At 70.6% G+C, this 14,498-nt stretch carries 13 protein-coding genes; 8 read left to right on the plus strand and 5 right to left on the minus strand.

The window, feature by feature from the left end; translation table 11 throughout:
• Positions 1-6 precede the first annotated feature (6 nt).
• The 6 genes from ACIHFB_RS18450 to ACIHFB_RS18475 all read left to right on the plus strand — a co-directional run bounded on the left by ACIHFB_RS18450 (position 7) and on the right by ACIHFB_RS18475 (position 7,496).
• Complete coding sequence (locus tag ACIHFB_RS18450) at positions 7-972, plus strand: sugar ABC transporter permease (protein ID WP_365274379.1); 966 nt, start codon at positions 7-9, stop codon at positions 970-972.
• Complete coding sequence (locus ACIHFB_RS18455) at positions 969-1,847, plus strand: carbohydrate ABC transporter permease (RefSeq protein ID WP_365274382.1); 879 nt, start codon at positions 969-971, stop codon at positions 1,845-1,847. Before ACIHFB_RS18450 ends, ACIHFB_RS18455 begins: the two co-directional genes overlap by 4 nt.
• 12 nt (positions 1,848-1,859) lie before the next feature.
• The gene (locus ACIHFB_RS18460; protein WP_400127343.1) at positions 1,860-4,733 is read left to right on the plus strand and encodes a glycoside hydrolase family 2 TIM barrel-domain containing protein; all 2,874 of its coding nucleotides are present in this window, start codon (positions 1,860-1,862) and stop codon (positions 4,731-4,733) included.
• A 133-nt stretch (positions 4,734-4,866) separates the two neighbouring features.
• On the plus strand, positions 4,867-5,874 hold the full coding sequence (locus tag ACIHFB_RS18465; RefSeq protein ID WP_365274388.1) for an ATP-binding cassette domain-containing protein: 1,008 nt from the start codon (positions 4,867-4,869) through the stop codon (positions 5,872-5,874).
• Between the two features lies 1 nt (position 5,875).
• Entirely contained in the window at positions 5,876-6,679 is an 804-nt protein-coding gene (locus ACIHFB_RS18470) for an ABC-2 family transporter protein (protein WP_365274390.1), read from the plus strand.
• 1 nt (position 6,680) lies between these two features.
• Complete coding sequence (locus tag ACIHFB_RS18475; RefSeq protein WP_365274393.1) at positions 6,681-7,496, plus strand: ABC-2 family transporter protein; 816 nt, start codon at positions 6,681-6,683, stop codon at positions 7,494-7,496.
• Positions 7,497-7,543: 47 nt separating this feature from the next.
• Here the strand turns inward: ACIHFB_RS18475 and ACIHFB_RS18480 are convergent, their stop codons facing one another.
• Positions 7,544-8,266, minus strand: coding sequence for a TetR/AcrR family transcriptional regulator (locus ACIHFB_RS18480; protein ID WP_365274395.1), 723 nt, complete (start codon positions 8,264-8,266; stop codon positions 7,544-7,546).
• Between the two features lie 83 nt (positions 8,267-8,349).
• Here ACIHFB_RS18480 and ACIHFB_RS18485 point away from each other — a divergent pair, with 83 nt between their 5' ends.
• Positions 8,350-8,985 (plus strand): NAD(P)H-dependent oxidoreductase, encoded by a 636-nt coding sequence (locus ACIHFB_RS18485; protein ID WP_365274398.1) that lies wholly within the window; start codon positions 8,350-8,352, stop codon positions 8,983-8,985.
• 5 nt (positions 8,986-8,990) lie between these two features.
• On the plus strand, positions 8,991-10,415 hold the full coding sequence (locus ACIHFB_RS18490; protein WP_365274401.1) for a DHA2 family efflux MFS transporter permease subunit: 1,425 nt from the start codon (positions 8,991-8,993) through the stop codon (positions 10,413-10,415).
• On the opposite strand, the gene ACIHFB_RS18495 is transcribed toward ACIHFB_RS18490, so the two are convergent.
• The 4 genes from ACIHFB_RS18495 to ACIHFB_RS18510 form a co-directional block, all read right to left on the minus strand.
• On the minus strand, positions 10,392-11,663 hold the full coding sequence (locus ACIHFB_RS18495) for an MFS transporter (RefSeq protein WP_365274404.1): 1,272 nt from the start codon (positions 11,661-11,663) through the stop codon (positions 10,392-10,394). The genes ACIHFB_RS18490 and ACIHFB_RS18495 overlap by 24 nt on opposite strands.
• 72 nt (positions 11,664-11,735) lie before the next feature.
• Positions 11,736-13,037 carry an MFS transporter gene (locus tag ACIHFB_RS18500; RefSeq protein ID WP_365274407.1) on the minus strand — a complete coding sequence of 434 codons (1,302 nt, stop codon included), beginning with the start codon at positions 13,035-13,037 and terminating at the stop codon, positions 11,736-11,738.
• A complete protein-coding gene (locus tag ACIHFB_RS18505) occupies positions 13,034-13,627 on the minus strand; it encodes a helix-turn-helix domain-containing protein (RefSeq protein ID WP_365274410.1) in 594 nt (197 codons plus the stop codon). The genes ACIHFB_RS18500 and ACIHFB_RS18505 overlap by 4 nt, the downstream gene beginning before the upstream one ends.
• A 47-nt stretch (positions 13,628-13,674) precedes the next feature.
• Positions 13,675-14,445 (minus strand): hypothetical protein, encoded by a 771-nt coding sequence (locus ACIHFB_RS18510; protein WP_400127345.1) that lies wholly within the window; start codon positions 14,443-14,445, stop codon positions 13,675-13,677.
• Positions 14,446-14,498 lie beyond the last annotated feature (53 nt).

The following is a 14,498-nucleotide window of genomic DNA, read 5'->3' on the forward strand; positions in this document are numbered from 1 at the left end:
CTCGACATGTCGACCACCACCACGCGAGGGGTCGCCCCGCCCGCCTCGGCCAAGGTCTCCAAGGGCCGGCCGCGGCGGGGCCTGAGGGCGAACAGCACCTTCAACTTCTGGCTCTTCACCGGCCCGTTCCTGATCGGCCTGGTGATCTTCGTCTTCGTGCCCATCGGCTGGAGCATCTATCTCAGCTTCTTCGAGGCACGCTTCACGGTCACGCCGAGCGACTTCGTCGGCTTCGACAACTACAAGCTGATCCTGACCGACACCGACTTCCGGAACTCGCTGGTCACGTTCACCGTGTTCGCGGCGTTCATCGTGCCGGCCACCTGGGCCCTCTCCCTGGGCCTCGCGCTGCTGGTGAACCAGATCCGGTTCATGCGGGCGTTCTTCCGGTCGGTGTTCTTCCTGCCCACGGCGGTCAGCTATGTCGCCGCCTCGCTCATCTGGAAGATGTCCCTCTTCAACGGCGTGCGCTTCGGCCTGGCCAACACCGTCCTCGGCTGGTTCGGCGTGGACAACATCGCCTGGCTCGCGGTCCCCGACCCGCCCTGGTACTGGCTGGTCATCGTGACCGTGCGGCTGTGGCTCCAGTCCGGCTTCTACATGATCCTTTTCATCGCCGCGCTCCAGAACATCCCGCGGGAGCTGTACGAGGCCGCCGCCATCGACGGTGCGAAGCGGGGCTGGCAGACCTTCCGCTTCATCACGCTGCCCCAGCTGCGGGCCACGTCCACCGCGGTGATCCTGCTTCTGCTGGTCGCCGCCTACCAGGCCTTCGACGAGTTCTTCAATCTGCTGCCGAGGGCGACCTGGGGCCAGCCTCCGCTGGTCGAGCTGTACAAGATGGCCCTCGGTGAGAACCAGAACTACGGCGCGGGCAGCGCGGGCGCCGTCGTGCTGACGATGCTGATCTGCATCGTGACCCTGTTCCAGGGCAAGATCATGGGCTTCGGAAGGGGTGAGGAGTCCAAGTGACCACCACAGCACCCGAGGTCGGGAAGACGAAGCCGGTGAAGGCAAGGCGCGGCGGCGTCATGAGCAGCAGCGGCCTCTACGTCGCGACCGCCGTCGCCGCACTTCTGTTCCTGATCCCCTTCTATCTGATCGTCCGCAACGCCCTGATGAAGGACCCGGAGATCACCGGCGAGAGCTGGAAGTGGTTCCCGACCGACATCCAGTGGGGCAACATCACCGAGCCGTTCGACGATGTCACCGTCGACTTCGCGCGGGCCATGTGGAACTCCGTGGTCGTCGCCGTCCTGCACACCGCGGGCATCCTCCTGTTGTGCTCGCTCGCCGGCTACGGCCTCGCCCGTATCCCGTACAAGCACGCCAACAAGGTGTTCTACGCGGTCCTGGCGACGTTGATGGTTCCCACGGCCGTCACCTTCGTCCCCAGCTTCGTGCTCGTCTCGTCCCTCGGCTGGGTGGACAGTTACCGGGGTCTCATCATTCCGGGCCTGTTCAGTGGTTTCACCTGCTTCCTGTTCCGGCAGTACTTCCTGGGGTTCCCCAAGGAACTGGAGGAGGCGGCACGCGTGGACGGGCTCGGCTACTGGGGTGCGTACTGGCGTGTCGTGGTGCCGAACTCGTTGAACTTCTTCGCGGCGATCGCGACGATCACCTTCATCAACGGGTGGAACTCCTTCCTGTGGCCGCTGGTCATCGGCCAGGACCCGAGCGCATGGACCGTGCAGGTCGCGCTGTCGGCGTACATGAACAACCAGACCGTCAACTACCACCTGATCTTCATGGCCACCGCCATTTCCATCCTGCCCCTGGTGTTCGTCTTCCTCTTCCTCCAGCGCTGGCTGGTCCAGGGGATCGCACAGACCGGCATCAAGGGCTGACCTAGGAGACCGATGTCTTACCGCACCACCCCGGCCATCGACTACGTCGAGGACGTCGCACCCGGCAGCGGGGCCCTCCCGCCCCGCGCCTGGTTCGCGTCCTCGGACGCCAAGTCGCTCTCCCTCAACGGCAACTGGCGCTTCCGGCTGTCCGCGACGGCCGACGCCGAGGACGAGTCCTTCGCGGCGGAGGGGTACGACACCGGGGACTGGGCCGAGGTCGCGGTCCCCGGTCACTGGGTTCTCCAAGGCGGCGGCGTGTTCGGGTCGCCCATCTACACGAATCACCTGTACCCCTTCCCGGTGGACCCGCCGCACGTCCCGACCGAGAACCCGACCGGCGACCACGTCCGGTTCTTCGACCTGCCGGCGGACTGGCCCGGCGACGGCGGCGCCGTGCTCCGCTTCGACGGGGTGGAGTCGTGCGCCCGCGTCTGGCTGAACGGCACGGACCTCGGGGAGTTCAAGGGCTCGCGCCTGCCGCACGAGTTCGCGGTCGGGCTGCTGCTGAAGCCGACCGGCAATGTTCTCGCGGTCCGTGTGCACCAGTGGTCCGCGGGTTCCTATCTGGAGGACCAGGACCAGTGGTGGCTGCCCGGCATCTTCCGTGATGTGACGCTGCTGCACCGGCCGGCGGACAGCGCGCTCGACTTCTTCGTGCACGCCGGCTTCGACCATGTCACGGGCGAGGGCACCCTGCGCGTCGACTCCGACGTCGACGGGCGGGTGTCCGTGCCCGCCCTGGACATCGATGTCGCGACGGGCGAGTCGGTGACGGTCCCGGTGCGGCCGTGGACCGCCGAGACCCCGTATCTCTACGACGGGGTGCTGGCCACCGGAGGCGAGCGGGTGCCCCTGCGCATCGGCTTCCGTACGGTCGCCCTCGAAGACGGACTCATCAAGGTCAACGGCAAACCCCTCCTCTTCAAGGGGGTCAACCGCCATGAATGGCACCCGGAGCAGGGCCGTGCCCTCGATGTGGAGACCATGCGGGCCGACGTGCTGCTGATGAAGCGGCACAACCTCAACGCCGTCCGCACCTCGCACTACCCGCCGCACCCGGCCTTCTTGGACCTGTGCGACGAGTACGGCCTGTGGGTCGTCGACGAGTGCGACCTGGAGACCCACGGCTTCACCGAGCAGGCCTGGCGCGACAACCCCGTCGACGACGACCGCTGGACCCCGGCCCTGCTCGACCGCGCCGCCCGCATGGTCGAGCGCGACAAGAACCACCCCTCCGTCGTCATCTGGTCCCTCGGCAACGAGGCCGGCACCGGCCGCGGCCTGACCGCGATGGCCGAGTGGATCCACGGGCGGGACGGATCGCGGCTGGTGCACTACGAGGGCGACATCGACTGCCGTGACACGGACGTGTACTCGCGGATGTACGCGGGGCACGCCGAGGTCGAGCGGATCGGCGCCGGACTGGACGGGGGGACGCGCAAACGGCGTGAACTCCCCTTCATCCTCTGCGAGTACGGCCACGCCATGGGCAACGGCCCCGGCGGCATCGCCGACTACCAGCGGCTGTTCGAGTCGTACGGCCGGCTCCAGGGCGGCTTCATCTGGGAGTGGATCGACCACGGCATCACCCACCCTGAGCTGGGGTTCGCCTACGGCGGCGACTTCGGCGAGGAGCTGCACGACGGCAACTTCGTCTGCGACGGACTGGTCTTCCCTGACCGGACGCCGTCCCCGGGGCTCGTCGAGTACAAGAAGGTGATCGAGCCGGTCCGGATCGAGGGAGACGGCGCGGACGGCACCGTACGGGTGACGAACGCGTACGACTTCGCCGATCTGTCGCACCTGGAGTTCGAGTTCTCGTACCAGGTGGACGGCGTCCCCACGGGTGCGCACACGCTCGCCGTGCCGCCGCTCGGGCCGGGTGAGTCGGCGGAGGTCAAGCTGCCGGCGGCCGCCCCCGACGGCAACGGCGACGAGGTCCGGTGGACGGTCCGCGCGCTGCTCGCCGAGGACACCTCCTGGTCCGGCAGGGGGCACGAGGTGGCGTGGGCGCAGCGGACCGTCGCGCCGCGTGCGCCCCTCCCGGCGGCGACCGGTGCCGGGCCCGCGGCCGACGGCGACCGGATCGTGCTCGGCCCGGCCTCCTTCGACGCCCGCACCGGTGCCCTGCGGTCCATCGGCGGGGTCGACGTCACCGGACTGCGTCTGGACGTGTGGCGCGCCCCCACCGACAACGACGAGGGAGCGTCCTGGCAGGACGATGTGCGGTACGGCGTGCGGTGGCGGCAGTTGGGCCTGCACCGCATGCGGCACCGGCTGGACGGCGTGGAGTCGGGCGACGACGCGCTGACGGTACGGACGCGGGTGGCGCCCGCCGCCCGGGAGGTGGGCCTCAGCACGGTGTACCGGTGGACGTCCGACGGAACGCGACTGCGCCTCACCGTCTCGGTCGCGCCCGAGGGCGACTGGACCGTGCCGCTGCCCAGGCTCGGCGTCCGGTTCGGGCTGCCCGCGGCGTCCACGGACTCCGCGGTCTGGTTCGGCAGTGGCGGCGAGGCGTACCCGGACACCAAGGCCGCGGCGAAGCTCCTTCAGTGGGACGCGAGCATCGGGGAACTCCAGACGCCGTACGTCCGTCCGCAGGAGAACGGTGCCCGGTCCGACGTCCGCTGGGCGGAGCTGGGCGGGCTGCGGATCGAGGGTGAGCCGGAGTTCTGGTTCAGTGCGCGCCGCTGGACGAACGAGCAGCTGGACGCGGCCGGGCACCTCACCGATCTCACGCCCGGTGAGACGGTGTGGGTCAACCTCGACCACGGGCAGCACGGCATCGGCTCCCAGTCGTGCGGGCCGGGACCGCTGCCGCAGTACTTCCTCAAGGCCGAGCCGGCGGAGTTCTCGTTCGTGTTCTCGGTGATCGATTAGTCCAACTGGACGGACCATTAATCCATTGACCGATTGATCGACATTCTGCGACGGTCGTGATGTGCCCGCGGCCGGTCGGCCCCTTCCAAGCCGACCGGCCGCAACTCATGTTCCAGGCAAGGGAATTCACGACGTGAGCCGAAGCATCGAGGTCCGCGGCCTGTCCCGCACTTTCCACACCACCGTCCGCAGACCGGGCTTCGCCGGCGCGCTGCGGTCCCTGGTCAACCCGGAGCGGGTCGCCAAGCACGCCGTCCAGGACGTCACGTTCGATGTCGCCCCCGGCGAACTCCTCGCCCTGCTCGGCCCGAACGGCGCCGGGAAGTCCACCACCATCAAGATGCTCACCGGCATCCTCACCCCCACCGCCGGTGAGGCCCGGGTCGCGGGCGTGGTGCCGTACGAGGAGCGCGAGCGCAACGCCCGGAACATCGGCACGGTGTTCGGGCAGCGCACCCAGCTGTGGTGGGACCTCCCGGTGCGGGAGTCGTTCGCGATCCTGCGTGACATCTACGAAGTGCCGAAGGCCGAACACGCGGCGAGACTGAAGGAGTTCGACGACCTCCTGGCCCTCTCCTCCTTCTGGGACACCCGGGTCCGTCATCTCTCCCTCGGCCAGCGCGTCCGCTCCGATCTGGCCGCCGCCCTGCTGCACGACCCGCCGGTGGTCTTCCTCGACGAGCCGACCATCGGCATGGACGTGGTGGTGAAGGAGCAGGTGCGGGAGTTCCTGCGGCACCAGGTCGAGGAGCGCGGCCGTACGGTGCTGCTCACCACCCACGACATGACGGAGGTCGAGCGGCTCGCCGAGCGGGTCGTCCTGATCAACCACGGGCGGCTCGTCCTGGACGGCACCCTCGACGAGATCCGCCGCAAGTACGGCTCGACCTGGCAGGTACGGGTGACGCTCGCCGACCCGCACACCGAGGTCGGCTCCCTGCCGGGCATCGCGCTGCTCCGGCACGACGGCCCGCAGGCGGTCTTCGGCCCGGACGGCCCGGACGCGCCGACCGTGCACCAGGCGCTGAAGCACGTCATCGAGCGGTACGAGGTGACGGACCTCGCCCTCGACGAGGCCGACCTGGAGGACGTGATGCGGGCCGCGTACGTGCATGCCGAGCCCGTGGCAGAGGGAGCCTGAGATGGCGGTCCTGCACGGCTGGCGCGCCGCCCGCGTCACCCCGCTCGGAGAGTTGCACACACCGCCCCGGATGACCGCCGTCCTGCTCCGGCTGACCGTCCAGGTGGTCCTGGTGGCATCGCTGTGGCGCGGCCTGTACGCACACACCGGCACCACCGCCGGACTGACCCGCGACCAGGCGGTCACGTACGCGGTGATGGCCGTACTCGCCTCCCGGCTACGGGAGTTGGACCAGTACGCGGGCCGGGACACCGTGTTGCAGCACATGCACTTCGGCACGATCGTCTACTGGTATCTGCGCCCGCTGCCGCCCCAGCGCTACTACGCCCTGCGCGCGCTCGGCGAGCAGCTGTACGGGCTGGCTTGGGCGCTGGGCGGGTATGTGGTCTGTCTGGCCGCGGGTGTGGTGGAACCGCCCGGGTCGGCGGCCGTGGCCGGGGTGTTCGCGGTGAGCATGCTGCTCGGCCAGTGGGTCCTGTACTACGTCATGCTCGTCCTCGACCAGATGTGCTTCTTCACCATCCGCAACAACTCCGCGATGCTGATCCTGATCTTCGCGCAGAACCTGTTGTCCGGGGTCTACGCACCGCTGTGGTTCTTCCCGGACTGGTTCATCAGGCTGAGCGGCTTCCTCCCCTTCCAGGCGACGCTGAGCGTGCCGCTGTCCATCTATGTCGGCCGGATCGAACTGTCCGACGCAGGAGTCCAGTTGGCCGTTCAGGCCGCCTGGGTCGTCGTGCTGGCTCTGTTCACCCGGTGGGTGTGGCGGCGGGCCGCACTGCGCGTGATCTCGCAGGGAGGCTGAGATGTCGCCGAAGGCGGTGAAGTCGCTGCGCATCACGTGGCGCATCACGCTGCTCAACATCCGCGCCGCGATGGAGTACCGCACCGAGTTCCTGCTGAACATCGCGGTCGGCGCGATCTGGCAGGTGTCGGTGATCGTGTTCGCGACGGTGCTGCTGGCGCGGTTCACGGGGATGGGCGGCTGGGACAGCTCGGACGTCCTGCTGATCCCGGCGATCCGGATGCTCGCGCACGGGTTGTTCGTCCTGGTGCTGGGGCGCTTGCCCTTCATCGGCCGGCAGATCCAGGAAGGCATGCTGGACGTCTATCTGGTCCGCCCCATGCCGGTGCACCGCCAGGTCCAGCTCGCCTACTTCCCCACCAACGCGATCGGCGATCTGACCATCGCGGCGGGCCTGATGGTGGGCGCGCTCAGCCGCAGTGACCTGGACTGGACGTCGGGCCGGATCTCGTACCTGGTCGCCGCCGTGCTCGGCGGCATGCTCCTGGAGGCGGCCCTGTTCACGGTGGTGGCCTGCGCCTCGCTCCGGTTCCCCGCCGCCGACTACTGGGGCCGCTGGCTGGAGGAACTCCTCGGCACCTTCGGCAGCTACCCCTTGAACGTCCTGCCGAAGGCGGTCGGCGGCTTCCTGACGTACGGCCTTCCGCTCGCGTTCGTCGCCTTCTTCCCTGCCGCGGTCCTCACCGGCCACGGCCACGACACCGGCGCCCCGTACTGGCTGGCGGCGGTCTCCCCGCTGCTGGGCGTGCTGGCGTATGCGGGGGCGCGGCTGCTGTGGCGGTGGGCGCTGCGGCACTACACGGGGGTGAACGGCTGACGGCGACGGCACCGGCGGTCGGGGCGGGCTGAAGGGGCGCCCGCGGATCAACCGGCCCGGTACGCCCTCAGGAACGCCGACACGCCTCCCGTGACCATGCGGTCGGTCTCGCCCTTGGGGAGGGGCCGTACGCCGTAGTGGGACTGCTGGACGACGGAGTGCGAGATCAGGGCGAGGAAGTGGATGCCCGCCAGGGGCGCGTCGCCGTGCACGTCGATCAGCCCGGCCTCCTCCAGGCCCGTCATCGTGTCGGACATCGCCTGCTGGACCGGGCTCGGGCCCGCTTCCTGCCACGCCTGGAGGACCTCGGGCGGCACATGGTCGGCCTCGGCGTGGATGTGCCGGACCAGCGCGAAGTGGTCGGGGAAGTCGGTCATGAGGGCGACGAAGGCGCGCGCGAGGGCCACCAGGTCGCGCTCCAGGTCCTCCGGGCGGGGCGGCCGCTCCAGGTCCAACAGGGTGTGGAGGCGGGTGAGTTGAGCGTCCCGCACATCGGTCGACGTCCAGGTCACGACCGTACGGAAGAGCTCGGCCTTGCCGCCCGGGAAGTGGTTGTAGAGCGTGCGGGTCGAGACGCCCGCCGCGGCGGCGAGCACGTCGACGGAGGCGCGTGCGTAGCCCTCGCGGCCGAAGACCTTGCAGGACGCGCTCGCGATGGCCATCTGCTTCTCCAGCCTGCGCGGCGGGACCTCACGCCGCGCCTGCTCCACCCGAGCCTCGTTGCCGCTGCCCACTCTCGCCTCCTCACGATCCCGAAGTACAACGTCCATTGTAATTCCTACAACGACCGTTGTACCTTTCTGGTGCGGGCGGCCGTATCGGGCGGCCGACCCGCTGACGAGGGGATACTTCCATGTCTGCCACCGAGATCACGCCCACTGCCGCCCCCGGGGACGCCGCGGACACACCGCTGCGCCTCGCCGTCATCGTCGGCAGCGTCCGCGACGGTCGCCGGGGACCCGCCGTCGCCGACTGGTTCCGGGGAGCCGCGGAGGGTTACGACGGGGTCGAACTGGACGTCATCGACCTCGCGGACGTACCGCTGCCGCTGGTCATGCCCGACTGGGGCGGCTCCCCGAGCCCGGAGGCCGTCGCCGCGCTGGAGGACGTCACGCCGCGCGTCGCCGCCGCGGACGCCTTCGTGATCGTCACGGCCGAGTACAACCACAGCTTTCCGGCCGCGCTGAAGAACTTCATCGACTGGCACTACGTACAGTGGCGGGCCAAGCCGGTCGGCTTCGTCTCCTACGGTGGACTGGGCGGCGGCCTGCGGGCGGTCGAGCAACTCCGGCTGGTCTTCGCCGAGTTGCACGCGATGACCGTACGCGACTCGGTCAGCCTGCACTGGCCGTGGTCGGGCCTGGAGGAGGACGGCACCCCGCGCGACGCCGCCGTCTGCGAGGGCGCCGCCAAGGGCATGCTCGGTCAACTGACCTGGTGGGGGCGGGTGTTGCGGGAGGCACGCGCGACGCGGCCGTACGAGGGCTGAAGCGGATGACCTCCACCGAGCCGGCGCGGGCTTTGGCGGAGCACGCCACCCCCTCCGCCGCCCTCCACCGCACGGTCGTCGTCGTGATCACCGGCTCGGTGATGACGGTGCTCGACATGACCATCGTGAACGTGGCGCTGCGCAGACTCTCCGAGGCGTTCCACGCCCCGCTTCAGACGATCCAGTGGACCGCCACCGCGTACACGCTCGCGCTCGCCGCCGTCATCCCGACCGCGGCCTGGGCGATGGGCCGGATCGGCGTCAAGCGCACCTACCTCACCGCGCTGGCGCTGTTCACACTCGGCTCGCTGCTCGCCGCGTGTGCCTGGGACGCGGGCAGTCTGATCGCGTTCCGGGCCGTGCAGGGGCTCGGCGGCGGGCTGATCATGCCGGTCGGCATGGCGATGGTGATGCGCACCGCGGAGCGCGAACGGATGGGCCGCGCCATGGCGTTGCTCGGGCTGCCCATCCTGGTCGGGCCGGTCGCCGGGCCCGTGCTGGGCGGCTGGCTGATCGACATCGCGTCCTGGCAGTGGATCTTCCTCGTCAACCTGCCCGTGGGAGCAATCGCGTTGACCCTCGCGGCGAAGCTCCTACGATCGGACGCGCCCCGCGGGTCCGCATCGGCGCCGCGGCTGGACGTACCGGGCCTGCTGATGCTCTCGCCGGGACTGGCGCTGCTGCTGTTCGGGCTGGCGCGGGGCGGCGAGCGCGGCGACTTCGCGGCGACGGGCGTACTGCTGCCCACGCTCGCCGGCACGGCTCTCGTCGCCGCCTTCGTCCGGCGCGCGCTGACGACCCGCGACCCGCTGCTGGACCTACGGCTGCTGCGCGACCGTACCTTCGCCGTCGGCATCGGCACGCTTGCACTGTTCACCTGCGGCTACTTCGGGTCGATGCTGCTCGCGCCGATGTACTGGCAGGAGGTGCGGGGCACCAGCGCGACGGCGGCCGGTCTCCTCGGTGCACCGGTCGGCCTCGCTGTCGGTGTCACGATGCAGATCGCCGCCCGCCGCATCGACAAGATGTCGCCGCGCCGCCTGGTCCCGGCCGGGATCGTGGTGGGTGCGCTGGGCATGGTGCTGACCGCGCTTCAGACGGGCGTGGACGGTGTGGCGGCCTGGCGGGTCGTGGCGGCGTCGGTGGTGATGGGCATCGGCGCGGGCATGGTGCTGATGCCGACGATGACGACCGCGACCCGCGATCTGCCGAAGGACCGTATCGCCGCGGCGAGCACGGCGTTGAGCATCAACGCGCAGGTGGGGGCATCGGTGGGCACGGCCCTGATGTCGGTGGTCCTGGGTGCCGCGGGCACGGACCCGTCGGGCTTCCGCATCACCTTCGCGGTGGCGGCCGGCCTGCTGGGGCTTGCGCTGCTGCCGGCGTGGTTGCTGCCGGGCCACGCGTCAGTCGGTGCCCGCTCGTCGTAGCGGTGTGAACAGGGCGCCGAGCGCGATGAGTACACAGCTGCCGCCCGCGATCAGCGCGACGGGCGCCGTGCCCTGCCGCTCCGCCGCCCAGGTGAGGACGGCCGCGCCGATCGGGGCCGCCGAGTACTGAAGGGTCCAGAAGGCAGAGGTGACCCGGCCCAGCAGCGGCTCCGGGGTCACTTCCTGGCGCAGCGACATCGAGCAGGTGCCCGCGATGGCGACGCACGCCAGGAAGGCCGCGGCGAGGACGGCGACTTCGGGTACCTCACTCGCCCGGCCGAGCCCGGCGAAGGCCAGTCCGCAGATCGCGACCGCGCCGATCCAGGTCGGGCCGAAGCCGAGCCGGCGGCGGATCCGGGCGACCAGCAGGGAGCCGGCGATGGTGCCGAGCGCGCCGACGGCCATCACGGTGCCGACGGTGCCGTCGTCATGGCCGAGGTCGTGCTTGAGGTGGTAGATGACCAGGTCGTTCAGGCCGAGGGTGAAGAAGCTGAAGAGGAACAGCAGGGCGGTCAGCGTGCGGAGCACCGGGTGCCCGTACAGGAAGGACACACCGGTGCGCAGGTCACGCCACAGGTTCGTCCGCTCCTTCGGTCGGTCGTCTCCAGGGCGGGCCCGGAACCGTACGGCGACCAGACAGGCCGCCGACACCCCGAAGCTGGCCGCGTCCACACCGACGGCGGTGGCCGGGCCGGACCAGGCGGCCACCAGCCCCGCGCCCAGCGGCCCGAGCACCCCGGCCGCGGCGGCGGTCGCGTTCAACCGGCCGTTGGCCTCGGTGAGTTGCTCGGTGCCGACCAGGCTGCGGACGACGGTGACATAGCCGACGGCGAACAGCATGCCGACCGCCTCGCACAGCGGCAGCACCGCGTACAGCAGCCAGATCTGCGGCCCGAAGAGCCACACCACCGGGACCACCCCGTACAGCACCATCCGGACGAGATCGCAGCCGATCAGCAGTCTGCGCCGGTCGACGCGGTCCACCACGGCCCCCGCGAACACGGCCGCCACGACCATGGCCGCACCGCCCACCGCCGTCAGCAGACCCATCCGGGCCAGCGAACCGGTGGCCTGGAGCACCAGCAGGGGCAGTGCGATCAGGGCGAAGGAGTCCCCGAGGACGGAGAGGGTCTGCGCGGCCCAGAAGATGCCGAAGTCCCGGCGCCGCCACAGCGGACGGCTGTCCTCGGACGCCGAGTCGGGCCTGCGGCCGGCGGGTTCGTCCGTCCGCCGCGCGTCGTACGTCAAACCGCCCTCCCCCTGGTAACCGGTTCAGCACCTGGTAACCGGTTCCGGCACCTGGTAACCGGTCCGGCAACCTTACGACCGCGGCGGACGCACGAGCGCAGGGGGCCGCACCGCAGCCACCTGCTCCAGCGAGCGGATCCCCGGTATCGGTGAGGGCAGCAGCCACAGCAGCGACAGGGTCCCGCCGACGGCCGCCGTGACGAGGGTCGCCCTGAGCCCGACGGTCTCGGCGAGCACCCCTCCGACGACGGCACCGAGGGGACGTACTCCGTAGTTGACGGTGCCGTAGGCGCCGGCCACGCGGCTGCGCAGGTCGTCCGGGATCACCGCGGCCTGAAGGGAGTTGTGGTTGATGTCGAACAGCATCACCCCGAAGCCGGCGAGGAAGTGCGCCCCGCCCAGGATCCCGGCACGCGCCCACGCGGGGCCGTCGGCGAGCGCGGCCACGGCGAAGGGGGCCGGGAACAGCACGGCCCCGACGGCGATACCGCGCCCCACTCCGATGCGCCGGGACAGCCGGGGCGCGATCAGAGCGCCGAGCAGGGAGCCGGTCGCTCCGATGCCCAGCGTCAACCCGATGGCCCCTGGGGAGAGTTCGAGGACCCGGTCGGCGAACAGCACCACCAGGCCGGTGCTCGATATGAACGTGAAGAAGTTCAGCGTCGTCACACAGCCGAGGCTCGCCCGCAGCACCGGGTGGCGGACGACGAACGCCAGCCCCTCCCGGGCCTCTCGCCACAGCGAGGGTTTCTCCCGTTCGGCCGACGGGGCGGGCTCGTCGACCGCGACCGGCGCGAGCAGTACCGCGGAGGCCAGGAAGGACAGGGCGTCGGCGACGACGGCGACCGGTGCGCTCAGCGCCTGCACGAGACCGCCCCCGACGGCGGGACCGGCGACGAAGGAGGCCGAACGGGCCGCGCTGAGCTTGCTGTGGGCGTCGACGTACGACGAACGCGGCACCAGATGGGCGAAGAACGGCGGCCACGCACAGTTGAAGAGCACCCCCGCGAAACCGGTGAGCAGCGCCACCGCATACAGCTGCGCGAGCGTCAGACCGCCCGTCAGCCAGGCGACGGGCACGGTCAGCAGCACGCCCGCGCGGATCAGATCGGCGGCCACCATCAGCCGGCGTTTGCGCCGCCGGCGGTCGACCCACGCCCCCAGGACCACCGCGAGAAGGTTCGGCGTCCACACGAGCGCGGTCAGCCACGCCACCTGCCCGGCCGAGGCGTCCAGCACCCCGACGGCGATCAACGGCAGCGCCAACTCCGAGATCCGGTCGCCGAACTGGGACACGGCACTGCCCGTCCAGTACCGCACGAAGCGCCGGTCACGCCAGAGGGAGGACGCGGGGACGAGGCCGCGGCGCGTCACGCGGAGGCACCGGACTCGTCGTCCGCCTCCGGCAGCACGTACCGCAGCAACCGCACGCCGCGACTCCCCGGCTGCTCCGCCGCGTCCCGCGTCACATACGGCTCGAGTACGGCCTCGATCGCGTCGTGGATCGCGGCGAGTTCCTCGGCCGACACCACGACACGGGTGTTCGCCAGCCCCGCGAGTCGCCGCCAGGACGGTTCCAGGCCGGGCTCGGTATCCGTGGCCCACCGCTCGGGCACGGCCGCGGCCTGGGCGAACATCTCCCAGGACAACGCCCGTGCGGCCGCGGCGCCGTCCTCGTCCTCCGGCCGCTCGAACCGGAAGCCGCGGGCCATCGCCTCCCACCGCCGCTCCCGCCGGTCCGTGCCGCCCTCGGCGTCACCGACCAGGCCGAAGCCCGCCAGATGACGCAGATGCCAACTGGTCACGGACGGGGTGGCACCGACGTGCGGGGAAAGCTGGGTGGCCGTGGCCGGCCCGTACCGCTGAAGTCGTTCGAGGATCGCGAGGCGTACGGGATGCGCCAGCGCCCGCATGGCCTTCGGGTCGCTGATCTCCATGTCGCCGAAACGGTTACCGGGTTCCATGGTGTGAGAGTGTTCTCTCAGAAACTGTGAGAGTCAAGTCTCACATCTCACGTCCCCTGTCGGCGGGAGACGTTGAGCGCCTCCGGCAGCACGACCTGCCCGGTCACGAACTCGCTCCACAGCCCGAAGCGGAACTTGCCGTCGTCCTTTCGTACGGTCGCGAAGGACGCAGTGCCGTGGGTGGCCCCCCAGGTGAGTTCGAAGCGTCGGGTGCCCACGCGCTGCTCCGGGGGCAGCGGGCTCGGTGGGACGATCTCGTCCAGGGCCCAGCGGTAACCGCGCTCGCGGTAGGGCCGGGTGACCTTCTCCCAGGTCAGTTCGAGGATCGTGTTGCTCGCGGGGATCACGACGAGCGCGCCGCGCAGCCCGTTCGCATGGCGCGCGTTGAAGGCGTACACGTCGGCGGTGCCCTCGGGGTGGAGGTGGCTGGTGCCCCGGCCGACCTGCGAGCCGTCGGGGCAGGCCGCCGGTCCGTTCGTCTCGATGACGGCCCGTGCGCACACCGGGAAGTCACGCGGGTGGAAGTCCAGCGACTCGTCGAAGAGGAAGACGAACCTGCGGGGCGCGGCCGGTGGACCGGCCGGCTCGGCGCGGCTGGTCCGGTCGAACGCCACCCGGACGCCCGCTCCCCCGTCCCCGTCGACCCCGACCGTCAAGGAGTCGATGTTGCGCGGGCCGGACACATCCGGTTCGTACGGCCGTTGCGGTCCGCCGGGCGCGGGGTCCGGCGGACCGCCCCCGTCCTCCGCTCCCCAGGCCAGTCCCGCCGCCGCCACCAACGCCGCGGCCAGGCCGCTGCTGAAGTACCGTGTGCGCACTCCGCGCTCCTCTCACGTCCGTCCGTTCGCCCCATGCTCACCCGGCGGCCTCG

Origin of the sequence: Streptomyces sp. NPDC051963 (genome assembly GCF_044593495.1) — a bacterium.
Lineage (GTDB): Bacteria > Actinomycetota > Actinomycetes > Streptomycetales > Streptomycetaceae > Streptomyces.